The 23,002-nt window shown below is 61.6% G+C and carries 22 protein-coding genes and 3 pseudogenes; 16 read left to right on the top strand and 9 right to left on the bottom strand.

Annotated elements, in window-relative coordinates; genetic code table 11:
* Window positions 1-339 precede the first annotated feature (339 nt).
* The 7 genes and pseudogenes from CK226_RS35675 to CK226_RS25630 form a co-directional block, all read right to left on the bottom strand.
* A complete protein-coding gene (locus CK226_RS35675; protein WP_245437845.1) occupies window positions 340-924 on the bottom strand; it encodes a hypothetical protein in 585 nt (194 codons plus the stop codon).
* A gap of 390 nt (window positions 925-1,314) precedes the next feature.
* Window positions 1,315-3,471, bottom strand: coding sequence for an exonuclease domain-containing protein (locus CK226_RS25660; protein WP_095789648.1), 2,157 nt, complete (start codon window positions 3,469-3,471; stop codon window positions 1,315-1,317).
* Window positions 3,472-4,593: 1,122 nt separating this feature from the next.
* Complete coding sequence (locus tag CK226_RS25650) at window positions 4,594-5,226, bottom strand: cell envelope biogenesis protein TolA (protein ID WP_095789498.1); 633 nt, start codon at window positions 5,224-5,226, stop codon at window positions 4,594-4,596.
* 39 nt (window positions 5,227-5,265) lie between these two features.
* Entirely contained in the window at window positions 5,266-5,520 is a 255-nt protein-coding gene (locus tag CK226_RS25645) for a hypothetical protein (protein WP_095789499.1), read from the bottom strand.
* Between the two features lie 62 nt (window positions 5,521-5,582).
* Window positions 5,583-6,086: a DUF892 family protein gene (locus CK226_RS25640; protein WP_095793402.1), complete on the bottom strand. Its 504-nt coding sequence runs from the start codon at window positions 6,084-6,086 to the stop codon at window positions 5,583-5,585.
* Window positions 6,087-6,255: 169 nt separating this feature from the next.
* Window positions 6,256-6,390, bottom strand: a pseudogene (locus tag CK226_RS35670) (cysteine hydrolase); the annotation flags it as partial.
* 31 nt (window positions 6,391-6,421) lie between these two features.
* A complete protein-coding gene (locus CK226_RS25630; RefSeq protein ID WP_095789501.1) occupies window positions 6,422-8,098 on the bottom strand; it encodes a DNA polymerase/3'-5' exonuclease PolX in 1,677 nt (558 codons plus the stop codon).
* 543 nt (window positions 8,099-8,641) lie between these two features.
* On the opposite strand from CK226_RS25630, the gene CK226_RS25625 reads away from it, so the two are divergent.
* Together CK226_RS25625 and CK226_RS25620 are read left to right on the top strand one after the other, a co-directional pair.
* Entirely contained in the window at window positions 8,642-10,753 is a 2,112-nt protein-coding gene (locus CK226_RS25625; RefSeq protein ID WP_095789502.1) for a ParB/RepB/Spo0J family partition protein, read from the top strand.
* 811 nt (window positions 10,754-11,564) lie between these two features.
* A complete protein-coding gene (locus CK226_RS25620) occupies window positions 11,565-11,876 on the top strand; it encodes a DUF736 domain-containing protein (RefSeq protein ID WP_095793401.1) in 312 nt (103 codons plus the stop codon).
* A 99-nt stretch (window positions 11,877-11,975) separates the two neighbouring features.
* Here CK226_RS25620 and CK226_RS25615 read toward each other — a convergent pair whose 3' ends face one another.
* Window positions 11,976-12,509, bottom strand: a complete 534-nt coding sequence (locus tag CK226_RS25615) for a MucR family transcriptional regulator (protein ID WP_095789503.1) — start codon at window positions 12,507-12,509, stop codon at window positions 11,976-11,978.
* 427 nt (window positions 12,510-12,936) lie between these two features.
* Between CK226_RS25615 and CK226_RS25610 the strand changes: the two genes are divergently transcribed.
* The 4 genes and pseudogenes from CK226_RS25610 to CK226_RS35060 all read left to right on the top strand — a co-directional run.
* Window positions 12,937-14,148: a DUF932 domain-containing protein gene (locus CK226_RS25610; RefSeq protein ID WP_095789504.1), complete on the top strand. Its 1,212-nt coding sequence runs from the start codon at window positions 12,937-12,939 to the stop codon at window positions 14,146-14,148.
* Window positions 14,149-14,542: 394 nt separating this feature from the next.
* Window positions 14,543-14,854: a hypothetical protein gene (locus CK226_RS34510; protein WP_142887706.1), complete on the top strand. Its 312-nt coding sequence runs from the start codon at window positions 14,543-14,545 to the stop codon at window positions 14,852-14,854.
* Window position 14,855: 1 nt separating this feature from the next.
* Window positions 14,856-14,915 (top strand): annotated as a pseudogene (locus CK226_RS35665) (hypothetical protein); the annotation flags it as partial.
* Window positions 14,916-14,972: 57 nt separating this feature from the next.
* A pseudogene (locus CK226_RS35060) lies at window positions 14,973-15,107 on the top strand (DUF736 family protein); the annotation flags it as partial.
* 72 nt (window positions 15,108-15,179) lie between these two features.
* Here the strand turns inward: CK226_RS35060 and CK226_RS25595 are convergent.
* Window positions 15,180-15,452 (bottom strand): transcriptional regulator, encoded by a 273-nt coding sequence (locus tag CK226_RS25595; RefSeq protein WP_095789507.1) that lies wholly within the window; start codon window positions 15,450-15,452, stop codon window positions 15,180-15,182.
* A gap of 166 nt (window positions 15,453-15,618) precedes the next feature.
* Between CK226_RS25595 and CK226_RS25590 the strand changes: the two genes are divergently transcribed.
* The 10 genes from CK226_RS25590 to CK226_RS25545 all read left to right on the top strand — a co-directional run bounded on the left by CK226_RS25590 (window position 15,619) and on the right by CK226_RS25545 (window position 22,843).
* Entirely contained in the window at window positions 15,619-16,299 is a 681-nt protein-coding gene (locus tag CK226_RS25590) for a hypothetical protein (RefSeq protein ID WP_245437844.1), read from the top strand.
* Window positions 16,300-16,430: 131 nt separating this feature from the next.
* Window positions 16,431-16,670 (top strand): DUF6499 domain-containing protein, encoded by a 240-nt coding sequence (locus CK226_RS25585; protein ID WP_095793399.1) that lies wholly within the window; start codon window positions 16,431-16,433, stop codon window positions 16,668-16,670.
* Window positions 16,671-16,779: 109 nt separating this feature from the next.
* The gene (locus CK226_RS25580) at window positions 16,780-17,181 is read left to right on the top strand and encodes a DUF2285 domain-containing protein (RefSeq protein WP_245437843.1); all 402 of its coding nucleotides are present in this window, start codon (window positions 16,780-16,782) and stop codon (window positions 17,179-17,181) included.
* 121 nt (window positions 17,182-17,302) lie between these two features.
* Window positions 17,303-17,584 carry a helix-turn-helix domain-containing protein gene (locus CK226_RS25575; protein WP_095774576.1) on the top strand — a complete coding sequence of 94 codons (282 nt, stop codon included), beginning with the start codon at window positions 17,303-17,305 and terminating at the stop codon, window positions 17,582-17,584.
* Between the two features lie 15 nt (window positions 17,585-17,599).
* Complete coding sequence (locus CK226_RS25570; protein ID WP_095793398.1) at window positions 17,600-18,685, top strand: replication initiator protein A; 1,086 nt, start codon at window positions 17,600-17,602, stop codon at window positions 18,683-18,685.
* Window positions 18,682-19,173, top strand: a complete 492-nt coding sequence (locus CK226_RS25565; RefSeq protein ID WP_095793397.1) for a DUF2840 domain-containing protein — start codon at window positions 18,682-18,684, stop codon at window positions 19,171-19,173. The genes CK226_RS25570 and CK226_RS25565 overlap by 4 nt, the downstream gene beginning before the upstream one ends.
* Window positions 19,170-19,715, top strand: coding sequence for a S26 family signal peptidase (locus CK226_RS25560; protein ID WP_095774573.1), 546 nt, complete (start codon window positions 19,170-19,172; stop codon window positions 19,713-19,715). The genes CK226_RS25565 and CK226_RS25560 overlap by 4 nt, the downstream gene beginning before the upstream one ends.
* A gap of 36 nt (window positions 19,716-19,751) precedes the next feature.
* Window positions 19,752-20,087, top strand: coding sequence for a DUF736 domain-containing protein (locus tag CK226_RS25555; RefSeq protein WP_095774572.1), 336 nt, complete (start codon window positions 19,752-19,754; stop codon window positions 20,085-20,087).
* Window positions 20,088-20,137: 50 nt separating this feature from the next.
* Window positions 20,138-20,860: a lytic transglycosylase domain-containing protein gene (locus tag CK226_RS25550; protein WP_245318246.1), complete on the top strand. Its 723-nt coding sequence runs from the start codon at window positions 20,138-20,140 to the stop codon at window positions 20,858-20,860.
* 243 nt (window positions 20,861-21,103) lie between these two features.
* Complete coding sequence (locus tag CK226_RS25545; RefSeq protein ID WP_095789511.1) at window positions 21,104-22,843, top strand: VirD2 family relaxase/mobilization nuclease; 1,740 nt, start codon at window positions 21,104-21,106, stop codon at window positions 22,841-22,843.
* The last annotated feature ends 159 nt before the right edge of the window (window positions 22,844-23,002 follow it).

Genomic DNA, 23,002 nt, shown 5'->3' with positions numbered 1-23,002 from the left:
ATCAGGAAGGCATAAGTGAACGACCCGACTAGATCGCGTTGGAGCCTGCTCGCAACATCTTCAGGCTGCCGGGAAGAACCTGCCGACGCATCAGGAATATCTTCCTTATTCTTGTTGCGGGCGGAGCCACTTCCAAATGCAAACCGCATTGAGGGCTCGCTCCGGAAGAGGTTTCGAGCCCGAACTAAACGCCGGTCGCTTCTCAACGTCCGCAATGATACCGTCCAACTCGTCTGGAATTCTCAAATTCGCCTCTTGTCATCCCGCATTCGAAGAGTAGGCGAAAACCAGCATTGGGGGCAGCCGAACGAACTGCACACCCAATCGCAAAACGATATGTTAGAATTCGAGACGCAGTTGATGCTGTTCGGAGGGCGGTGCTTCGAAAGCGATGAAAGGGTGACACCGAGCAATCGGATCCCTTCTGCGTGGGGAAAACGGGTTCAAAAGGCTTGCGGCTAGCTGCTCGACATCAGCCAGGGCATGCATTGGGAATTCAGCGGTGCGACTACGGGTAATCTGCTGAAAATCGGCAAACTTGACCTTCAAGGTAACGGGTCCTGCCACAAATGCCCTTGGCCTCACAATAATTCCAGACCTTGGCGACAAGCGGTCCCAGTTCTGCACCGCCGCATCGAGCTCAAATGTATCGGAGGTAAAAGTATCCTCGGCGCCGACGGACTTGCGCGGCCGACCGGGTTCGACAAAGCGCTCATCGAGGCCGCGTGCGATCTTGTAGTACCAAAGCCCCGGTTTTCCGAAATGCGGCTGCAGGAAGGCGAGGGGCTTCGTCTTGAGATCGGCGCCAGTCTCGATGCCTAGACCTTGCATCTTCGCCGCGATCGCCGGTCCGACACCGTGGAATTTCCTGACCGGCAAGGCTTCGAGAAAGCGGGCCCCAGGCGAGGCGTGATCCGATGCCATTTTGCATGGAATTTGTTGTAGGAGTTACCGGCGGACGCGGTCAGCCCGATCACTACAGGGATCTTCGCCCTGATTATTTCAGCGCCGGTCGTCGCCCGGCAATGCCGTGCCGGTTCTCAGTCACATCGAGATAGGCTTCATCGAGCGAGCGCGGCTTAATCCGATAGGTATGCTCGGCGAAAAATCCCCGAATCTGAGCCGAGACCGCTGCGGGCATTGCCGCTTTACGGTGACCGGAGGATCGCCGATCGGACGCCAAACACGCGCGCCTCGCAGCTCGGCAGCCACCACGGCGGAGGGGACGAGTTTCACCACAGCTCGCCAACGCTCGACCCACGCGGTTTGCCGAGGGCGCCTCGTCCATGCGACATCATCGACCCGCTGAGCGGCTTATGCCGCTTGCTCTGCAAGCACCGACGGGCCGATATCACGTTTTCCATTGATGAGGTTGAGAAGGTGAGCTGCGGCGCGTGCGTCGCAGAGTGCCCGGTGATGATCTTTGAGGTTGATGTCGTACGCCTCGCAGAGGCTGCCGAGGCCGTAAGACTTGTGACCCGGGAACTGCCTTCGCATCGTCGCGCAGGTACAGAGTTTTGGGAACCGGAAGCGACGTTCGAGCCGCTCGTATTCGCTGGAGAGGAAGCCGTAGTCAAAATTCACATTGTGGGCGACAAAAATTCCCTCACCCATGAACTGCATGAACTCGTCAGCGACTTCCGCAAACGGGGGCGCGTTTCTTACCATGTCGTTCGTGATGCCGGTGAGCCGAGTGATCATAGCCGGGATCAACCGCTGCGGATTGATCAGCGAACTCCATTCGTCGACAATTTCATGATTGCGGATTTTTACCGCGCCAATCTCCGTGACGCGGTCGCCGTTCGACCAGCTTCCCGTGGTTTCGATGTCGACGACGACATACTCCTGCTCGGGATCGAACCGAAAATCGACACGCGCGATATCCGCCTTGATGCCTGCGCCGCCAAGCTGTCGCAGCCGCGTCAGCTGACTGCGGCGGACAGCATCCCCTTCTGCCTTCACCTCAAGGAACGCGACTTCGCCATTAAGCTCGGTCATGAGGTCCGGAAAACCGTCGCGCATGGCGCGAAAATCTTCGCACATGAGCCGCAACATGGTGCTTACGCCGCCTGGATGGGCGGCGAGCAGCGGCCGTATCGCGTCCATGTCGACATAGTCCCAAGCGAAGATCCCGTTCGGCGTCCCCCACTTTCCGGCAATGGTGCGCAGAACAAGTGTGAGCGCGGATTGTGATGCAACTGCTGCCAGTTTTTCGCCGATCTCTTTTGCGAACAGGCGCGCGAAGGTCTTGTCCTTCAGACAATGAGGCATCCAGTCGAAGCTCGAGTGCAGCTGGCCTGACTCGAAGAGCTCATCCCAAAACAGCAAACCGAAAAGGCAGTGCCAGAGGGTATTCTCCGCGTAGAAGACCTTGCAGCCCTGCCGGCGCATCACACCGGCGACGCCGGCCTCCGGGTTGCCCCGCCAGCTATCGTCGACTGTGATCGTGCGGCCGGCCCGCAGCAGCTCGGTGCAAAGCCCAGTCCTTCGGCCGTTGAACTTGCGGGCATAGAAATCATTCGCAAACACGAACTCGTCGTCACTGGCGGGATCATCGATCATCCGCCGCAGGAGCTCTTCCGACCCCTTCTTGTCGCCGGTCGAATAGAGCAGACGCGCGAGGCGCTCATTGCAGTCGAAGGAGCTACCGGCGCGATAGAGCTGTATCGCCAACTCCTTCTCGTCGCTCTTTTCGAAGTACTGGCCGGCTTTGTGCGCTGCCTTGCTTTTCAGGTCCGCGGCATAGTCAGTTGTGCATTGAGGACCGCCGAGGATTGCGGATATGGCGGCCCGGTAGGTGGGCTCGGATTTGACCTCAAGGCCATCAAGAAGGCGGCTGAAATGGAAGCTCGCATGGGCCTCATCGGCGTCCGTGAAGCGAGCGCTCAGATTTGCATTCTTGTTGGTGCGCAGGATGCCGAGGTCCCGCAAGGCAAAGTTCTTCAGATCCTGCTCGGTCTTGCCGAAATAAAGGTAGAGCAGGAATTCAATCGGTGCCGTGTCGCCAAGGGCGATAAAGTCATCTCCACCACAATATTGATAGGCTGTCTCGAAGGTGACGTTCGCAAGATAGTAGTCAACGAGCTTGCCCTTCGCCCAGGATGTGCGCAGCTCGGCCAGGCCCGCATTCTTTGCGCCTTGGATGAGCGCATCTTTGGGATGGCAAACGATGAAATGGGCGTAGTCGCTCTCTGCGAGCGAGCGCACATATCCAAGAGTGCGGAGTTCCGCAACAGCGCGTTTCGCGTTCGAAATCTCGGCATAGCGGAAAGCAGACTGACGAAAAATGACACCGCGCCGGTTTATCATCCGGATCAAAAGGCACTGGGCGTCTTTCGAGATGGTCGCAAAAGTCTCGATGAAGGCCCGGTGACGATGCGTCAACACAGCACCATAGGTCTCGCTGACGAAGCCGAGCATTTCTGTGAAATGGTCGTGATAATAATAAACCGGGAGAACAGGCAGCTTCATTTGCTCCACTCGTTCAGGTCACTCTGCGGCCCTGTGAAGCGCCGTTCCGCCACGTCGTTCCCCGTTGGCATCAAAAGGCCTGAGCGGTCTCTCTCGCGGGAGACAGTCGTGTTGATTCGAGAATTTCCATGTTCTATATTTGTTCCGACGCCAGGCAAAATGTCAACTGCATGGGTAGCGCCGGCTTAGGTTCCTGGGCTGGGATTGCGCACTGCGGTCCTCGTGAAGCTCGGACTCCAGCTCGTCGCCGATCGGGTTAATTTGACTGGCGCCGCCGAGAGGCACGCCGTCGAAGTCTTGCAGCCAAGTGTCAGTATAATCGAGCCAAAACGGAACTCCTCGCCGGGGGTCGTCGGCCCCGCGTCCCGCCTGCGGCGGCGCTATGCTGACGCTCCTTCGGCTACCCTCTTGACGCGGTCTCGTCATTGCAGTCGGTCCCGCGTCGCGCCTTCAGCGCCGCTATGCTGACGCTCCTACGGCTGCGTTTTTTCCTAAAGGGAGCCCGGCACTCCGCCATCTCCGCACAAACTCAATTGCATACGGCAAAGGCCAGGCAACAGAAGGGCGACAGCCTCACACGAGGGAAGAAATGGTCTTGGCCATCCCCCCACGCGAATGCCGTCTGCGCAGAGCGGGGCCGCTTGCTCGCAAGGCGGCGCCGACCTGTGTCTGCCGGGAAGCCTCCGAGCCAATGCGCTCGACTACCGCATTGATCTACTCAGTCTTGCCAGTGCGACCGCTGGATCTTTGCACGTAGCCAATTGCTAAAGCTCCGGGGCGCTGGTCGCTGGTCGCCTTCGCGGATCAGGGCGAAGTACCAGTCAGGCCCCTTCAAAACAGTGGGTAGAGGCGCAACAAGTTGTCCATCCTCCATGAGCGGGCGAAAGAGCGTCGGCGAAAGCTCCGAGACCCCTGACCTGCTGGTGGACGATATCCGCAAATTCTTCGGGAAGCTGATTGCCGCCTAAAGCAATCTGACGACAAGTGCTAGCTGTTTTCCATCCGGAAAATCTAACAAAAAGGTAAAGCGTTTCGCCGTTCATGAAACGATGCTGCTTTCGCCATTTTCTTTTCCTCGTTTGCGATGATCCGCGAAAAGAGGACATTGTTCCTGTGCCCGGGTTACGAAAATGGCTTCCGTTCTCCCAGGCCACGTGCCTTTCGCAAATTGACGTCGAGACGCGCTTTCAACGTGCTCCAGCGCTTCTCCTCGTCGTCCGCGCGGCGCTGGACGGCCGCCTGATCGTTGTCGATTTCGGTGATTATTTCCGCGTGCTCGCGCTCCGCGTCGGCCAGCGCTAGCTCCGCCTTTTCCACTGCCGCCCTGCGCCGCTCCTTAGCCTTCGCCGCGGACGCCTCCTCCTTTTGGCGCTCGCTGTCACGCCGCTGCCGCTCCTTTTCGTATTCGGCTGCCGCACGGCGCTCGGCCTTCTCGTCCGCGGCCTTGGTCTTGCCAGTGCTGGGTTTTTTCGCGTGTGGCTTTCTGCTTTGCTCCGGCGCATCGTCGAGGGTGGCTGGCAGGTCAGCGTGCTCACTGAACGGCCCGTTCGTCCCCAGCGTCCGCCGCAAGACGACGCCCGGCTTCTTCATCGCCGCCGCGATGACTTTGGGATCGTCGGACACGGTCGCGAATCCCAGGTGGAATAGGTTGATGCCAGACCCCCAGGCTTCGAGCGCCGCCTTCATGGAGGGCGCCGCGATGGCGAGATCGTAGAAGCCCTGAGAGGTCTGAAAGACTTTGAGCTTGCGCGGCATGCAGCTTCGGTACCTCTTTCGTTCAAGCTGAAGCGCCGGTTAGTCCATTTCCTTTTCCGCCTTTGGCAGCCAGCGCCAGACTCCAAGCACGTTGACAACCAGGAGGATAACATTCTGGACAATCAGCGAGGCCTTGCTTTCCAGCCATCCGTCCGCTGACCAGGCAATGGCAGCGACGATGAATATCACAAACCCCGCGAAAGTGATGCGCGCGTTCCAATTCACGGCGACGAGCGCCGCAGCCAGGATCGTCGTCGCGGCTGCAAATGCTCTCAGCACCATCATCGGGTCCATCGCTATCCCTTCTGCCGAAAGACCGCCCGCTAGAGCGGACGGCCCATTCTTTCGTCGCGGCCTCAGGCCGCCTTCTGGTTCATGCTGTCCAGCGCCATCTTGTTCAGCTTCTGGTCCGTCGCCTTTTCCTCGTCGAGGTTCTGCTCGAGCACGGAAGCGCAATCGTTGCGGCCTAGCTTCTTCGCCCATGCAATCAGCGTGCCGTAACGTGTGACCTCATTGTGCTCGACGGCCTGTGCGGCGGCGGTGGGCGCTGCGTCAAGGATCTGGTTGTCGTCGACGTCGCCGGCGACCTCGCTTGCTTCCTTGCGAATGCCGTCGATCATAGGACAATCGACGCCCTTGGCCTGGACGCCATTCATCTTAAAGATCTTCTCCAGGCGCACGACCTGGTTCTTTGTCTCGGCAAGGTGAGTTTCGAAACCGTTTTTCAGGGACGGCTCGGTTGCCTTCTCGATCATGTCCGGCAGTTTCTTCGCGATCTGCCGTTCTGCGTAGCAGATATCCTGCAGGGTGTGTACGAAGAGGTCGTTCAGCGTTTTGATGTCTTTAGTGAAAAAGCCCAAGATGTCCTCCGAGGTGTCTTTGACACCAAACTAGCAGGCAGGCGGTGAGTTCCTTCGTGAGGAATTTCCCGATGTAGCCGGCCACCCATCTGGCAATCCGCCGCCGCGAACGCTCAGGACGCCCTGCGCTCCAGCTTTGTGCCGGGCCATGCTTCCAGCAAGGCGTCCACTCCACCTGCTCGCCGAACCTGTTGAGGTAGGCGCCCATCATGGCATCATGAGTTTCCTCGGCGGAGCTGCAGAGAGCATCTGTCAGGAGGATGACCCGAAAGCCCCAGTCGATCGCACAAAGGATCGGTGCCAGACACAACTAGAACGGCCCAAGTCTCTCCCGACTATGCAGCGCGATTTGAGAGGTGCCGCCTGCTCGACAGATAGCGGAGCAGTGCTGGCAGCTTCATGGCATTCAAAACACTCTTTGCCGGCACGCCGCCCTTCCGGGCCGTCTCCACGCCCCAATGCATATGATCGAGTTCGCCGATTGAATGGGCGTCGGGATTGATGCTGAAGATGCAGCCATGGGCGAGGGCTTTCTCATGCCAGCGCCAATCGAGATCCAGCCGCCAGGGATGAGCGTTGATTTCAACAGCGACGCCGAATTTTGCGCAAGCCCTCAGTAATTTGTCGATGTCGATCTCGTAACCTGGTCGACGAGTGAGTTGCCGGCCCGTCATGTGGCCTAGAATGGTCGTGTAAGGGTTCTGAACCGCCCGTATGATACGATCGGTCTGGTCCTTCTTCGTCATCCTGAAGCGGCTGTGGACACTGGCGACAACGAAATCAAAGGTCGCAAGAATCTCATCGGGATAATCGAGAGAACCGTCCGCCAAGATATCGGCCTCAATGCCTTTGAGAATCCGAAATTCTTTCCCGTAGGACCTGTTCAACCGGTCCGCCTCACGGTGCTGCTCTTCGATCTCCTCGATGGACAGGCCGCCGGCGTAGTGCGCGGACCGCGAGTGGTCGGCCACCCCGAAATACTCGAAGCCACGTTCCCGCGTAGCGTTCGCCATGGCCGCCAAAGTCGCGGTGCCATCCGAGGCATCCGTGTGGCAGTGAACGATTCCGTGCAGATCAGCATCGCTGACAAGCTTCGGAAGCTTGTTCCTCTCTGCTTTCTCAATCTCATTGCGGCCCTCGCGCAGTTCCGGCTCGATGAATTGCAGGCGCAGCGACTCGTAGATGTCCGCTTCGGTTGCCGACGCGATCAGCTTCTTTCCACGATAGAGACCGTCCGGCCGCAGCTCCATTCCCAGCTCTTTTGCGCGTTCGTGCAGCAACCTGACATGCTCAGCCGAGCCCGTCGCATTGAGCAACTGTGCGCCAAAATGCCTTTTGTCGGTAATGACGAGGTTCAAGCCGCCGCTTGGCTTGTTCTCGGCTGGTTGCTTGGCTTCCGCGACAACCGCCAGATCGGAGACAAGTTCGCTGCCGCGGCGGAAATCGCCGGCGACCTGAAGCTTTACAAATTCAGGATGCCGCCGCCTGAGGATCTCCACGGCATGCTCAAGCAGGGCAGCTGCCTTGTGCAGATGCAGCTGCGTTTCGGCGGATCGTGCAATCGCAAGATTTTGCAGCACCTTTGTCTGCAGCGAGGCGCCGAGACCCTTTGTCTTGGCGATCAGGCCGTCCTTGGCCGCGGCCTCCAAGTCCTCAAGCGATGAAACGCCGAGCGACTGGTGAAGCTTGAGGATCTTGTCAGGACGCAGTCCTGGAATCGAGAACAGTTCGAGCACACCTTCAGGCACATCCTTGCGGAGCTTTTCGAGGCTTGGATGCGAACCGGTCTGGTGAAGCGTCGTAATAATATCGGCGATCGCATCGCCGATCCCTCGCAGCTCCGTCAGCCCGCCCTCCGCGATGATTCGCTCCAGGGGTTCCGACAACGCGCGGAGGCTGTCGGCCGCACGCAGATACGCCTTCGCCCGGTAAGGATTTCCACCCCGCAGGGAGGAACGCTGAGCATACTCCCGGAGCAAACGGGCTACGGACTGGGTATCGGGCCTTGCCATGACACGAAAACGATCTGGCTACGATCGCGTTCCAGCCGTGTGGCTAGCGGGCCGATGATTATCACACCCGAAGTCATTCATCCGCTCGGATACTTTCATGGCGCGCCTACGAAGGCCGCGTGGGGCGCGATCGCCGACGAAGGTAGCTACCGATGACGCGCGAAAACGCATGGCGGACCTTTCTCGGTTTTCTTGGTGAGTTTGATGCTCTGCCTGGCCTTGGCCGGACATTCCGCCGTCTCTACACAATCGAAATTCCATATGGCAGGGGCCATTGGCAACTGAGGGCGACAACCTCAAAGGAGGGAGAGATGGTCTTGGCCATCTCTCCCCCGCGATTGGCGCCTGCGACAGAGCGAGGCCGCCCGCTCGCAAGGCGGCGCTGACCAGTCATCCGCCGAATTGACCCGATCCGTCCCGCTCGACGCGCAGCCCAGCTCCGCTCGCCGGCATTCAACCCCCCTCTCTGCCGCGCGCTCACGCGCCCCCGGAAGGCATGCCGAGGGGCATGCCTTCGGCATTTTACGGGAAAGGACCAGAACCATGACCATCCATGCAAGGAGTGCGGAAACCACGATTGCCGGCGTAAGCGGCTCGGAGGTTTTCATTCCGCTGAACAGGTTGAAGAAGTCCCCGCGCAATGCGCGCAAGACCCCGCATAGCGAGGCGATCATCGAAGCCTATGCGGCAAGCATCGCCGCCAAAGGCATCCTACAAAACCTCGTGATTGAGCCCGAACTTGACGGCGAGGGGACGGAAACCGGCTTCTATTTCGTCACCATCGGCGAGGGCCGCAGGCTGGCGCAGCTTTTGCGCGTGAAGCGCAAGCAGATCAAGAAGACCGAACCGATCCGCTGCGTCATCGATATCAAGAACGACCCGCATGAGATCAGCCTGGACGAGAATATCACGCGTGAAGACATGCACCCCGCTGACCAGTTTGAGGCGTTCCGGCGTCTTAACGAGGAACGCGGATGGGGTGCGGAGGAAATCGCCGCCCGCTTTGGCGTCACCGCTCATGTCGTGCGGCAGCGTCTGCGGCTTGGTGCCGTCAGCCCCAGGCTGATGCAGGTCTATCGAGATGGCGATCTGACGCTCGACCAACTGATGGCGTTCGCCATCACCGACGATCACGCCCGGCAGGAGCAGGTGTTCGAAAACCTGACCTACAACCGCGAGCCCTACATCATCCGCCGCGAGCTGACGCGGACGCATGTGGCGGCTGGCGATCGCCGTGCCGCCTTCATCGGCGCGGAAGCCTATATCGACGCGGGCGGTATGATCGTCCGCGATCTGTTCACCGATGATCGCGGTGGCTTCTACGATGATGCAGCTTTGCTCGACAGAATGGTCGTCGAGAAGCTGCAAGGCATCGCCGAAACTGTCAGAGACGCCGAGGGCTGGAAATGGGCCGATGTCCACACCGACTATCCGCACGCGCACGGCCTGCGCCGTACCTACCCGCAGCCGGTTGATTTGTCGGAGGAAGACGAAGCGGCCTATCAGTCGGCACTTGGCACGTTCAACGAACTGACGGAAGAATGGAAGAGCGCCGATGAGCTTCCCGATGATGTCGATCAGCGTTTCGGCGAGCTTGAAACCGAGATGGAGCGCGTCGATGCACTGCGCCACGCCTACGACCCGGAGGTCGTCGAGCGCGGCGGTGTGTTCGTTGTGCTCTCCCATGACGGAACGGCGCGCATCGAACGCGGCTTCATTCGTGCCGAAGACGAATTGCCCGCACCGGAAGCAGGCGGCGAAGGCTACACCATCAATGGTGATGGCGAGATCATCGAGGCGGATGCCACTTCGGACCCCAATCATGGAAATGATGAAGACGCGGAGGAGGACGGCAAGCCGCTTTCCGATCTTCTCGTCCGCGACCTGACTGCCCACCGCACGCTCGGCCTTCGCCTTGCGCTCGGCGAGCAGCCGGACATTGCCCTCATCGCTGTAACGCATACGCTTGCCGCGCAGGCCTTCTATCAGGGCATGGAAGCCCATTGCCTGGAAATCCGGCCGACGAGCACGTATCTCGGCGGCCATGCCGATGGCATCGAAGACACCGCAGCGGCCAAGGCGCTGGCGGATCGTCATGCCGGCTGGGCAGCGGACATCCCGGCCAATGTGGCAGACCTGTGGGGCTTCATCGGCGCGCTTGATCCTGCCAGCGTCATGGCCCTGTTTGCGTACTGCGCCTCGCTCACCGTCAATGCCGTCAAGCAGCCCTGGGATCGCCGGCCGCGCGCCCACGAGACAGCGGATAGGCTGGCGGCAGCGCTTGGGCTCGACATGACGGCACATTGGACGCCGACGGTGCGCACCTATCTCGGGCGGATCACCAAGGCGAACATCCTCACGGCAGTCGAGGAGGGTGCGGGCAGTGAAGCGGCGGAAAGGCTTGCGGCGTTGAAGAAGCAGCCGATGGCCGAAGCTGGCGAGCAGTTGCTGGCCGGGACCGGCTGGCTGCCCGTGCTGCTGCGGACCGTGGAGCCCGCGACGGTTGCTGACCCGCTAGATATCGAAGCAGGGGACACTATCGCGGGCGAGGCTTCCGCAGCCGACCAAGTATCCTTGGACGATGCACATGCGGCTTATTCCGAGCGCGACGACGCGAGCGAGGCAGGTGAGGGCTTCGACGTCGCTGCCGAATGAATGACAGAATCCGGAGCCGCAAAAGCGGCTCTGGTCACCCGTTAGAATTCTCCGGCCACGCTGTTCAGCGTGGCCGGGGACCTCGAGCGCACAACATCGAGGACAAGGCAAGGCGGTGGCGGCTCCTCTCATGGCGATGCCTCGTCCACCACGTTTCTGTTTCTGCTTGACGAATGGCACGACGGTCCATCGGTTCAGCTTGACGCGTATTCCCCCTGTTTGATCTCGACCATGCCCGCATTGCATCATGCGGATAAGTCCCCTGGGTCGTTGAGAGGCTCGGGGTGTGATCGTCTGACCCTCAGGGATGCCGTGTCTGCATCCATGCCGCACTGACGACGTAACCGCCAGCGCGAGCGTCCTGACTTGATTTCCATTGAACGGCGGCGGCCAATCGCCGCCTTGCCGCCAAGAATGAGCGGGGTTTCAGATCGGCCCAGGAGCGTGCGCGGTCCAGATGAGAAGCGCGACCCCATGACCATTGCGGCGGTTCCTCCTCATATGGCGGCGGGCCACACCCACTGCGTCCTCGAATGGATTGGGTCTGACCGAAGACCCGGCTTCGCCTCGATCGTCTTCCTGCAACGTCCAACGTTGGCTTTTTTCCGCCGCCGGCCCAAAAGGCCGGCTTTGCATCGCGAAACAAAAAAGCCAGCGCTGGCCGCCTTCCACTCCGTTCCAGCCCGAAGGACCACCCCATTGCGCAGGCGCAACGGGGCCCCCGGTGGGTGCAGACCGATCGTCTCCGGTCTCAAGACCTCCATCGAGGACGCGATAGGCGCGTCCCGATCAAACGGAAGGAACCACCACAATGGCTACCATCGGCACGTTCACTAGTACCGCCAAGGGCTTCAAGGGCGCGGTCAAGACCCTCAACCTCAACGTCATGGCAGTCGATTTCGTCCCCGCCGAAGGCGACAACGAAAAGGGTCCAGACTACCGCATCTTCGCCGGCGCCACCGAATTCGGTGCGGCATGGAAGAAGACCTCGCGAGAGGGTCGCGACTACCACTCCGTCAAGCTCGACGATCCGAGCTTCCCCGCTCCGATCTACGCGAGTCTGGTCGAGACCGAAACGCAGGGCGAATTCTCCCTCATCTGGTCCCGCCGCGCCGCCGAGTGAAATCGGCACCAAGCAAAAGAGAAGCCCCGTCCGGCGGACGGGGCTTCTCCATGCTCAGATCCGCCACCGCCCAAGAGATAGGCGGTGCAACGGGGCCGACTAGGTCTTGGCAGGACGTTTGCGCGGTTTCTTGACGGGCGACTTCGCGATCGCCGGCTTGGTCGCCGCAGTCACCGCGCGCGCAGCCCGTTTCAGCTTGGGGGTCCCGGCCGGTGTGGGCTCCGCCGGCTTGCGCCCGAGCCCGGCAGCCTTTGCCAGCGCCGAGCGGGCGGCAGCGTAGTTCGGCGCCACCATCGGATAATCGACGGGCAGGCTCCACTTCGCCCGGTATTCGTCAGGGCTGAGATTGTAGTGCGTGCTGATGTGTCGCTTGAGGGATTTGAATTTTTTCCCGTCCTCCAGGCAGATGATGTAGTCCGGCGTCACCGACTTCCTGATCGATACGGCAGGCTCCAGTTTCACCACGGGCTCGGCCGCAGGCGCACCGATCCCCTGCAATGCAGCATGAATGTCGCCGATCAGCTTTGGCAGTTCAGCAACCGGCAGCGGGTTGTTCGCCACGTACGCGGCGACGATATCAGCAGCGATCGCTACGAAATCAGCTTTGTCCTGCTGCTCGTTTGAAATGGTCATGGATATTTTTCCTCTGGTCATCGGATCGGCAAACGTGTTGGCGAAAAGTCTTTTTCAGCAAACAAGAAAACAAATCGTTAGTCTCCCAACACTGCTCGCCGCATTGTGAAATTTCAAGACACCAAGCTTAGCTTCCTTCGTGCTGATCGGCAGTGGAGAAATCTTGCCCATAGCCTTCAGGGAAGCGAGGGGACTTTCCCTCGCTTCCCCGCCATTGCCGTCTGTTGCAGAGCAGGGCCGCCGGCTCGCAAAGCGGCTGACTGATCAAACCGATCCAACCATCCAAATGAGTTGCATCCGCCTCGCTCGACCGCGCAGCCCGGCTCCGCGCGACCGCATTGGCCCCCATCACTCCCGCGCGCTCACGCGCCCCCGGAAGGCATGCCGGGGACATGCCTTAGGCTTTGACGAAAAAGGAGCGAGCAAAATGAACATCATCACGAACACCAGCGGCACCAACAACGGCCAGCAGCAGTCTGTTACCAGCGGCTTTCGCGTGGACATCTCGCGCGGCGAGCGCGTTGGACGCGTTTCGTCGGAATGGTTTTCGCGCCCCGACGATGAGCGGTATCTGTCGCTGACCGAGCTTTACGACGCCGTGCGCGCCCGTGCGGACCGCGCCACCGCCCGGACCGTCGAGAGCCGGGCAGTAAGGGTTGAGGCAAGCCGCGAAAATGCGGAAAGACTTTCGCTGATTGTTCCCGGACAGGACCAGCCGATCGCACCCACGCATTGGAGCTTCGGCCAGTTGTGCAGCCTTATCGGTGCACCCGCGACCTACATGCGCCGGCTACCGGCGCCGCTCGCTGGCATCAACCTGCAGCACGGCCTGCTTTCCCATCGAGCCGAGCTTGTGAAAACCTTGGAGGCGGAAGACGGACGTATCGAGCTTCGCGCCGTCACCGGCCCGGACTATGGCCGCATCTGGGACCATGAACTTGTCGCAGCGGTCATGAAGATCGCGGGAAACGGCACAGGCGACACCATGTGGAAGGTGCCGGGCGTGCTGGACTGGGCGACCATGACGCATAACCCCTTGGTCGACATCACCAAGGACAACACCACGCTTTACGCCAGCGACCGCGACGTGTTCCTGTTTCTGGTGGATGACACCCATCCCATCGAGGCGGGACGCCTGCCGAACGGAGAACCAGATTTATATTTCCGTGGCTTCTATTGCTGGAATAGCGAAGTGGGATCAAAGACGCTCGGCATAGCGTCATTCTATCTCCGCGCGGTCTGCATGAACCGCAACCTTTGGGGTGTCGAAGGTTTCGAAGAAATCAGCATCCGGCATTCGAAATTTGCTGCGCAGCGTTTTGCCCACGAGGCGGCGCCGGCCTTGACCAGTTTCGCGAACTCTTCGCCCAAGCCGTTCATCGCCGGCATCAAGGCCGCACGCGAGAAGATCGTCGCCCGTAGCGATGACGACCGCGAAACGTTTCTGCGCAAGCGTGGTTTCTCCAAGGTGGAAACGGGCAAGATCATCGAAGCAGTTTTGCAGGAGGAAGGCAGGCCACCGGAAAGCATCTTTGATTTCGTGCAAGGGATGACCGCGCACGCTCGCACCAAATCCCATCAGGACAGCCGGCTCGAGCTTGAAGGAAAGGCGAAGGCGTTGCTGGAAAAGGCGATCTGACCGTCCGACATTGCGCGGCCGAAATTCGGCCGCGCAGGCTTCATGCCGGAATTTTCAGCCCATCCGCCGTCTTGTTCGACGGCGGCGGCCGCACGTGGTTGGCGGCCGCCGCTCGCCGGGCTCCGCCCGGCTCGCGACGCGACTGCGGTCACATCAACCTCAGGAGAAAACGTGCAATCCACTCGATCGTCAACAACGCCAAAGTCCAATACCCCGGTAAGAGCAGCTTTCCAGTCTTCCTGGAAAACTTTGTGATCACGGCGTCTGCCCGCCCGTCACGGCTGCGTTGTGACGGAAAAGGCAGCGCCCAACCTGTTCTGTTGGCGATGCCGACACAGCATCGCGTGATGCTTGCTGACCCTCCTTCGCGGGGTCCCCCCTGGTGGATCCAGCCGTGCTGACCCTCACGCCTTCGCCAGATTTCCTGCCAGTCGAACCTTCTGCGGTGCTCGTCGAACTCGGCACGCATCGTCCTAGCCCGCAAGGATCCCATGCCGTCCATGACAATCGGATCGCCACACAGCTTCTCCTCCTTCCTGGCAGCGAGGCAAACCGGTCGCTTGCAGCCCTGATCCCGCTGGATTCGCAAACGCTCGGGCGCGTCGAAGCGCTCGTTTGTTTCTGGCGTGGCTATGACAAGAGGCCGGTGCCGCCGGATAGGCGAATGACAATCCCGCAGCGACACGAACGGCGCCAGCTACCGTGAAATCGCCACCGCCTTTTATGGCAAAGAGCGTGTCGCCTCCAATCCATGGAAAACCTCGTCACTGCGCGAAGCCGTGATTGGTCTCGTGAGGGCGGCCGCCATGATTGGCGGCGGCTTGCGCTCCAACGAAGGTCGCGACTATCTCGGCCTCAAGCTTGACGATCCGAGCTTCACCGCTCCGATCTTCGCCGACGAGGAAGGCGACGATCACAGCCTCATCTGGTCCCGCCCGAACCGCCGCATCGGCGAGTAAATTGGTAGACGCCTCGCTCGCTTGCGGGCGGGGCGTCTTCAGATCCCGCAAACTGAAACGTTTCCTCCAAAGCTAATCGGACCGGTTGGTCAGGCGAACGCCGGCACCCCCGCCGTTCTCTGGGATAAACTGGATACCCGCCAATTCGAATGCGCGGCGCAATGCCTCAACAGTAACTTTGTTTGCCCTTATCGGTCCGGTCAACGGCTCTAATCGTTTAATTGTAGCGAGTGAAACCTTCGACCGTTCTGCAAGCGTTTTCTGATCCCATTGAAGCAAAGCACGCGCAGCTCGCACTTGGCCACTTGTAATTGCCTCTATACCAAAAGTATCATTTGATGCCATGGGGCTTGATTTTTCGCTCGAGTTCATCTAAATCGTCACTGCTACCGCTGCGTGCGCCCGAGGAGGGATACCTCTAAAGCACACGACGCAGGGGCTAACGGTCGAGCAGGGTGGTGGAACACCCTTGCCCGACCTGACCAGCGCCAAGCTGTGTGGAGCTCGGATCATGGCTGATTCCGACAATACCACGACTTTGTCTTCCGTCATGCAGGGACGGGAGTTAGTCAGTTCGTTGACCGCCGTCGACACACAAGGTTTGGCGGACTGCCTGGTCGTTGGTCAGCCTCTAGCCGATCCTGCGCTCACCCTGTCCCTTGCTTGGTTGGATGCGCACACTGCGACGCTGGCGTCCTGCGTCCGCCAGCAGCGTGCAGAGGGCGGGCTCTGGGAAAGAGGGGTGTTTTCGACCGCAGGCGAAGTCGTCGAGTGCGCGGAGAGGACCGACGCCGAACGCGTCTATCTCGACACCCGGCAGGTGGAGCAGGACGATGCTGAAAAGGCGGACGCCTTGCTGGCTGAGATTGCGGCGACGGCTGCCCAATCATTGGCGGGTGTGATCGCCAAGCTTGCGGTCGTCGTTCGTGAAGCAAACGACAACAGCGACCTTTGCGAATTTCCGCTTCCGCACATCCGCTCGGCATTGGCCGACCTGCGACGGCTTACGAATGATGCGGCGGGCGACCCGCCGGCCGGCTGGCCCGGTGGTGAGCCGATCGGCTCGCTGTTCGAGCAGTCCGCATCATCTTTTGCCGCCTGGCGCGCTTTCGGTGCGTGGTGCCAGGGCGATGACGAAACCTACCGGGGCTGGACTCAGACATTCAAGACACTGCACGGCGCAAACCAATAGGCCTCTCGACAATCATCGCCTGATCACGCAGCCCCGCCGCGCTCCCCCGTCGGCTTCGTCAATGACGGAATCCAAGGATTTCGCTCAACTCCGCGACACCCTATCAAATCTTTGACAAGGGAAAGACGCGGATGAAACCGGATACATCGCAGTGGCGTGATCCACAGGCATACGCATTCGTCAAAGGCGCTGCCGCCGATGTGATTGCCTGGGAGTTCCTGCGGCGCAATCCGCAGTATCAGCAAGACTTCGCAGCCTCCCGGTCAGCCAAGGCTCTGCGCGCATTGCGCAAGCGCTGGGGTTTGCAGTTTCGCCGCCAGGCCTGCCCAGTCCGCCGTCGAACAATCCGTCTACTGGGCGCCTCAAATTGACCCTGGCGTCATCAATCTGATCGAGGTTCCGCCGAGCCTGCACGCCGCGCAGAACATCCCTTCCGTCGTTGCGCTTGCCGAGGGCCAGCGCGACGAGATCGGCCTTCACATGCGTGCTGAGCACAGCGGCACGCATGTGGCGCTTCTCAGTGACCCGCGGCCAGGCAAGCCTTTGGCGGCCATCATCCCGCTCGACGATATGGCACCCGACCGCCTCCTGGCGATCGAGCGCTTCATTCGCTCGATCGCCAATCGCCATTTTCCCGACGCCCGATTGACCACGGCGCAGCGCCGCCGCCTTGGTCATATGCTGCGATGCCTGGACGGCCGGGAGGAGCTCGCATCCCATTTTGAAGTCGCGGCCGCCTTGTTCGGTAGGCGGCTGGTCAGCGCGGCTGATTGGCACGACTCCGCCTTCCGCTACCAGACGCACCGCCTGATGCGCGACGGTCTGAAGATGGTCGAGCGCGGCTATCGGCAACTGCTGCGCGCGCGGCGGCGGCTCTCCTGAAACCTGGTGGCTCACGGTGCAAAAAAGCGCCTGTCAATTGCGCACCTGATCACCGGCCCCTTGCTCCTCCATCCTGGCCATGGAACGCCGTTCAACCGCGACGGCCGGAAGGAGACGCCCCATGAACGCCAACACCGCGGCAATGCCGCCGCGCTACCTGCGCACCGCGGAGGCCGCGCATTTCCTCAGCCTCTCTGCGCGCACCCTGGAGAAGCACCGCACCTACGGGACCGGGCCTGCCTATCGCAAGCTTGGCGGCCGCGTCGTCTACGCCGTCGACGATCTTCAAGCCTGGGTGCAGCGCGGGGCAATGACCTCGACGTCCGATCCGCATGGCTCGGTGCTGCCCGCCAAGCCTCATGCAGCCCGGTTGATCCCCTATGCCGGGCGCGAAACCCGCTAAGCCGCCGCCAACCCGATGTCGGGACGAACACGCCAACCCTCCGAGCGCGGACAGCTCGACCTGTTCCACGCGCTGCCCGGTGATTTCGCACCACGCGATGCGCAGGACCTCATGGCCTATCCTTTCTTTTCCCTCGCCAAATCCAGACGCATCGCGCCGATCGACTTTCGCGTTGGCGATGTGACCATCAGGGTGGAGGCCGTGCCTGACCACGGGATGGCGACAATCTGGGATGCCGATATCCTGATCTGGGCCGCAAGCCAGATCGTCAACGCACGCGACGCCGGGCTGCGCACGTCGCGCCTGATGGCTGCAACGCCATACGAAATGCTGACCTTCATCGGCCGCGGCGTCTCGAAGCGAGACTACCAGCGCCTCAAGGCAGCGCTCGATCGCCTGCAATCGACGAGCGTCGTCACCTCGATCCGCCAACCCGCCGAAGGCAGGCGCCATCGCTTCTCGTGGATCAATGAGTGGCAGGAATGCACCGGCCGAAACGGCCGCCCGCTCGGCCTCGAGTTAATTTTGCCGGACTGGTTCTACCGCGCGGTTGTGGACTCAGCGCTTATTCTGACGATTGATCGTGCCTATTTCGGGCTGACGGGTGGCCTCGATCGCTGGCTCTACCGGCTGGTGCGCAAGCATGGCGGGCGCCAGCGTGCCGGCTGGCGTTTCGACATCCGGCATTTGCATCAGAAGTCCGGCAGCCTCTCCCCGCTCAAGCGCTTCGCCTTCGAGCTGCGCGACATCGTGCGCCGCCAACCGCTGCCCGGGTACCTTCTGTTCACGGAAGTCGAAGCCAGCGGCCGCGTTCTTTTGGCGTTCGAACCGGCGCCAGCCCTTGTTGACAGGCTCGTGCTATCGGGAACCCGAACCGTCGTGCCATCGGGAACCGCACTATCGGGCTATCGGGAACCGCCAGCGGCCCTAAGCCGTGGCACCGGCGAGGAAAATCGCGCTCCTAACTTGGAGTCTAACAGTCAATCTAACAGTCTTGCGCGGCACCCGGCGAACCAGCGCGAGGAACAGTCGCGGCTGGCTGCTGGCCGACCGACACGCGATGGCCAACGCGCCGGTCGCCGCACGGGCGATGACACATGACGTCGTTTCCACAAGCCATGCCGCGTAGCGCGCTCACGACCGTCGAGTTGATCTGGGTCGATAAGCGGATTGAACATCGGATCCGCTTCGGGCGAACCGTCCATGAGACAATCATCGACAGGCGCCGCCGCGTTCTCGCATTTGCGCCGGACGTTGTTTTTGCCTTTGTGCGCTGGGCGGCCAACGACTTCGGCACCGTCATGTCGCGCATCGATATCGTGCGTGCCGTCCGACCCTCGCAAGCTTATCAGACGCTGCCTCACATCCGGCCTGGCGGTGAGATCCTGCTCACGATCACGGGCTGGAACAAGGTCGAGCGCGTCCTCCAGCTGATCGACGCGATTGAGGCGATCGGCATTCATCCCGCCGATGCCGCGCCCGACTATTGGCGCCAAACCCACAACCGCCTGGTCGCCGGCGGAACCCCGCGCGCCTATTCGCTCGAACAGCACCAGGGCTTCCTGTTGCGCAAGCGAGCCACATCATGAGCCGCCTTGCCTGCTCAATCACGGCGCTTGCCGCGGTCGCCGCGATCGTTACGCCGGCTGTCGTGAAGATGCCGCCGCTGTTGATGTGGAACGCATCGGCCAGCGCGCCCATCGGCCTCTACGCGGTGAGCCGAGGCACGCACGCTGCGGCCGGCGAGCTCGCAGTCGTTGAACCGCCCGAACCGATCGCCCGGTTCGCAGCGCAGCGCGGCTATCTTCCGATTGGCGTACCGATGTTGAAGACCATCGTGGCACTCCCCGGGCAAAAGGTCTGTCGCATCGGGCGCATTGTCACTGCCGACGGCGTCGCGTTGGGCGCAGCACTTGCGCGCGACCACAAGGGGCGTTCTCTGCCTGACTGGCAGGGCTGCCGCATCATCGCCGCCGACGAAATCTTCGTCATGAACCGGAAGGTCGGGGACAGCCTCGACGGCCGTTATTTCGGGCCTTTCCCGGCGACCTCGATCGTCGGACGCGCGCTGCCGCTCTGGACCGACGAGAGGGGCGACGGACGCTACGTCTGGCTCGCTCCGGAGAACTGAAACCCAGCCAAACCAAAACAGGAAGGAGACATTTCCATGCCCGAGATCGGTGTTTTCGAGCAAACCCAATCTGGTTTCAGCGGTCGCATTCGAACGCTGCTTCTGGATGCCGAATTGGTGCTCGTCCCGACAAGGACATCCGAGGGCAATGCACCGGATTTTCGCATCCATATCGGCGACGACAGCGGCCCGGAAATCGGCGCGGCCTGGAGGGAGACCGGGCCGGCCGCGGGCGACTATTTGTCCTGCCGGTTGGAGGATCCGATGTTTGGCCGGCGTTTCCGCGCCAACCTTTTCCGTCCCAGCGCGGATGGGAGCTCCTGGTCGCTGCGCTGGAGCCGGCCGAAATCGCGTCACGATCGCTCACGATGACCTTGCGAGCGGCAAAGATGCGTGCCGCCGGACGGCGTTTCCTTGGTCGCATGCGGGTGAGGCCTGGAACTCTTTTGTTTGCTGCCGGCATGGCGATCTTCTGTCACGGATTGACGGGCGCCGACGCACAACCAGCACCGGTCTCACGCCAGTCCACGGACGATCCCTATGCAGCGCACATTGCCGAGGCGTCACATCGCTTCCGCATCCCGGAACGCTGGATACGGGCGATCATGCGCCTGGAAAGCGCTCGCGACCCGGTCGCCGTCTCGCGCAAAGGCGCGGTAGGGTTGATGCAGGTCATGCCCGCGACCTGGGCTGAGCTGCGCCTTCGCCATCATTTGGGCCACAATCCTTTTGATCCGCGCGACAACATTCTCGCCGGAACGGCCTATCTGCGCGAGCTGTATGATCGATACGGCTCGCCTGGTTTCCTGGCGGCCTACAATGCGGGGCCGGCCCGTTACGAAGCCTCTTTGAAGGGCCGTCTCCTACCGGCCGAGACCCGGTCCTACGTTGCAAGACTGCGCCCTTTCTGGGACGGCGGTGATGGTCCCGGCGCGCTGACCGCCGCTCAGCGCAACGCCGTTGCATGGACCGTCGCGCCGCTGTTCACAAACCGATCCGGCTCGACCGCCACCGCCGATCGCTCGTTGGGCGAGGGCGCATCGGCCGACATGCAAGCATCGTCTCGGGCGGGCGATCTTTTTTCAGCCGGTCCGCGGTCGCGCGAGCTGTTCAGCAGCCCCGATGTCTGGACGTCGGAGCCATGAAGGATTTGTTCTCAATTCGCGCCCTGGCGTCTTGTTGGGCGTTATGGCGTGCGCGATGGATAGGTCGCGAGGCAACGACCGAGGGATGGCGAGATAAAAGGGCGCACATTGTGCGCCGGCCGGTCGGCTGTCTTTGTTGGGTTTTTCGCCGCCTCCGGCACATTGCCGCGCTTCGGCGCAATGTGCCGGAGGCAGACAACATGTCGTATCTGCTGCGTTCATCGCACGTTGCGGGCCGGCGTCATGGCCGATGAGCGCGAATTCCTCATCCGTCCGGGCCGCGTTCGCTCGACGCGTTCCCAGTCCTCCCGGCCCTTCATCGCCCAGGCGCTTGCCGCAACGCAAAAGGCCGGCGGCAGCGTGTCGCGCTCCGGCCGGATCTGGCTCTCCAGTCATTCGCAGTTTGGCCGGGGCAGGGTGGCCAGCATTCAGGCCAATCGCTTCCTGACCAGCCGTTCCCGCGTCGCCGTCATCAAGACCCGCGTGGTTCGCCATTCGAAACGCGCCGCGCCGCTGGCGACCCACCTCACCTATCTGCAGCGCGCAGGTGTGACGCTCGACGGCGCCAAAGCCCGCATGTTTGGCCCCGAGGTCGAGGATGCTTCGGTCACGGATTTCGTCGAGCGCTGCAGGGATGACCGGCATCATTTCCGCTTCATCGTCTCGCCGCAGGACGCCGCCGAAATGGCGGATCTGAAATCCTTTACGCGCGACTTGATGGGCCGGATGGAAAAGGATCTCGGCACGTCGCTCGATTGGGTTGCGGTCGATCACTGGAACACCGACAACCCGCATCTCCACGTCATCTTGCGCGGCCGGGGCGATGATGGCCGGGACCTCGTGATCTCTCGCGATTACATCAGCCGCGGCATGCGCGATCGCGCCAGCGCCCTCATCACGCGGGAGCTCGGCCTCCGCTCCGATCTCGAAGTCCGCCGGGACGTCGAGCGGCAGGTCGATGCGGATGGCTGGACTGGACTCGACCGCCAGCTGATGCGCGATGCTGGTCCAGACGGCATCATCGACCTTGCGCCTCACGCCGATCGCCGGCCTGACGAATTCAGCACCTTCAAGGTCGGGCGCCTGCGCAGACTCGAGGGGCTCGGCCTTGCCGATGAGATCGGTCCTGGCCAATGGGTCGTCAGCGACAAAGCCGAGGCGACGCTGCGTGAGCTCGGCGAACGCGGCGATATCATCAAACGCCTGCATCGGGCGCTTTGCGGGCGCGACATCGAGCGCGCCAGTGCCAGCTATGTGCTGGCGGCGGAGACGCTTGACGAAACCATCCTGGGCCGCCTGGTCGAGCGCGGGCTGGATGACGAGCTCAAGGGCACGGCCTATGCGGTCATCGACGGCGTCGACGGCCGTTGCCATCATGTCCGACTTCCCGATCTCGACGCAGCGGGTGATGGCGCACCGGGCTCGATCGTCGAGCTGCGCAAGTTCGACGACGCCCAAGGACGCCGGCGCCTCGCGCTCGCCGTTCGCAGCGACCTCGACATCGAACGCCAGGTCGTCGCCGATGGCGCGACCTGGCTCGACAGGCAGGCGCTCGCGCGCAAGCCGGCACCGCTGTCCGATGGCGGATTCGGTGCTGAGGTGCGGCATGCGATGAATCGGCGTGCCAAACATCTGGTCGGCCTGGATCTGGCTGAGCGGCAGGCACGCGGCATCGTCTTTGCCAACGGCTTGATCGACACTTTGCGCCGAAGGGAGATCGACGCACTGGGCAGCAAGCTCGCGGCGACGTCCGGCCAGCCCTTCAACCGTGCCGGCAGTGGCGAATTCGTGTCCGGTATTTACCGCCAGCGCTTTGCGCTTGCCTCCGGCCGTTTTGCGATGATCGATGACGGGCTCGGCTTTCAACTGGTGCCGTGGACGCCGTCGTTGGAGCGGCATCTCGGCAACCATATCGCCGGCATCGCCCGCGGCGACGGCGGCATTGACTGGAGTTTCGGGCGCAAGCAAGGACTGGGGTTGTGATCTCATCGGCAAAGCTTCGGCCGGTGGCGATCGGCACGCATCCAGAGTTTCGTAGGGAACGTGAGATTGCCAACGCCTGCGATCGCATGACCTACGCCGGATCCCGTCTTTTGCGGGCTGCTCGAGCGCGGGTCCATGGCTGCCGATCGCCTGTCTTCC

It is taken from the genome of Mesorhizobium sp. WSM4311 (genome assembly GCF_002295115.1).
Classification (GTDB): domain Bacteria; phylum Pseudomonadota; class Alphaproteobacteria; order Rhizobiales; family Rhizobiaceae; genus Mesorhizobium.
Note: the sequence above shows the minus strand (reverse complement) of the source record. Positions and strands in the feature narration are given on the sequence as shown.

Excerpts from the sequence above, each read along its gene's own strand:
- CK226_RS25545 (WP_095789511.1), top strand. The coding sequence starts at position 21,104 with ATGGCCGATGAGCGCGAATTCCTCATCCGTCCGGGCCGCGTTCGCTCG.
- CK226_RS25625 (WP_095789502.1), top strand. The coding sequence starts at position 8,642 with ATGACCATCCATGCAAGGAGTGCGGAAACCACGATTGCCGGCGTAAGC.
- CK226_RS25620 (WP_095793401.1), top strand. The coding sequence starts at position 11,565 with ATGGCTACCATCGGCACGTTCACTAGTACCGCCAAGGGCTTCAAGGGC.
- CK226_RS25630 (WP_095789501.1), bottom strand. The coding sequence starts at position 8,098 with ATGGCAAGGCCCGATACCCAGTCCGTAGCCCGTTTGCTCCGGGAGTAT.
- CK226_RS25580 (WP_245437843.1), top strand. The coding sequence starts at position 16,780 with ATGCGTGCTGAGCACAGCGGCACGCATGTGGCGCTTCTCAGTGACCCG.
- CK226_RS25570 (WP_095793398.1), top strand. The coding sequence starts at position 17,600 with ATGTCGGGACGAACACGCCAACCCTCCGAGCGCGGACAGCTCGACCTG.
- CK226_RS25615 (WP_095789503.1), bottom strand. The coding sequence starts at position 12,509 with ATGACCATTTCAAACGAGCAGCAGGACAAAGCTGATTTCGTAGCGATC.
- CK226_RS35675 (WP_245437845.1), bottom strand. The coding sequence starts at position 924 with ATGGCATCGGATCACGCCTCGCCTGGGGCCCGCTTTCTCGAAGCCTTG.
- CK226_RS25650 (WP_095789498.1), bottom strand. The coding sequence starts at position 5,226 with ATGCCGCGCAAGCTCAAAGTCTTTCAGACCTCTCAGGGCTTCTACGAT.
- CK226_RS25575 (WP_095774576.1), top strand. The coding sequence starts at position 17,303 with ATGAACGCCAACACCGCGGCAATGCCGCCGCGCTACCTGCGCACCGCG.
- CK226_RS25610 (WP_095789504.1), top strand. The coding sequence starts at position 12,937 with ATGAACATCATCACGAACACCAGCGGCACCAACAACGGCCAGCAGCAG.
- CK226_RS25550 (WP_245318246.1), top strand. The coding sequence starts at position 20,138 with ATGCGGGTGAGGCCTGGAACTCTTTTGTTTGCTGCCGGCATGGCGATC.
- CK226_RS25660 (WP_095789648.1), bottom strand. The coding sequence starts at position 3,471 with ATGAAGCTGCCTGTTCTCCCGGTTTATTATTATCACGACCATTTCACA.
- CK226_RS25595 (WP_095789507.1), bottom strand. The coding sequence starts at position 15,452 with ATGGCATCAAATGATACTTTTGGTATAGAGGCAATTACAAGTGGCCAA.
- CK226_RS25560 (WP_095774573.1), top strand. The coding sequence starts at position 19,170 with ATGAGCCGCCTTGCCTGCTCAATCACGGCGCTTGCCGCGGTCGCCGCG.
- CK226_RS25645 (WP_095789499.1), bottom strand. The coding sequence starts at position 5,520 with ATGGACCCGATGATGGTGCTGAGAGCATTTGCAGCCGCGACGACGATC.
- CK226_RS25585 (WP_095793399.1), top strand. The coding sequence starts at position 16,431 with ATGAAACCGGATACATCGCAGTGGCGTGATCCACAGGCATACGCATTC.
- CK226_RS25590 (WP_245437844.1), top strand. The coding sequence starts at position 15,619 with ATGGCTGATTCCGACAATACCACGACTTTGTCTTCCGTCATGCAGGGA.
- CK226_RS25565 (WP_095793397.1), top strand. The coding sequence starts at position 18,682 with ATGACGTCGTTTCCACAAGCCATGCCGCGTAGCGCGCTCACGACCGTC.
- CK226_RS25555 (WP_095774572.1), top strand. The coding sequence starts at position 19,752 with ATGCCCGAGATCGGTGTTTTCGAGCAAACCCAATCTGGTTTCAGCGGT.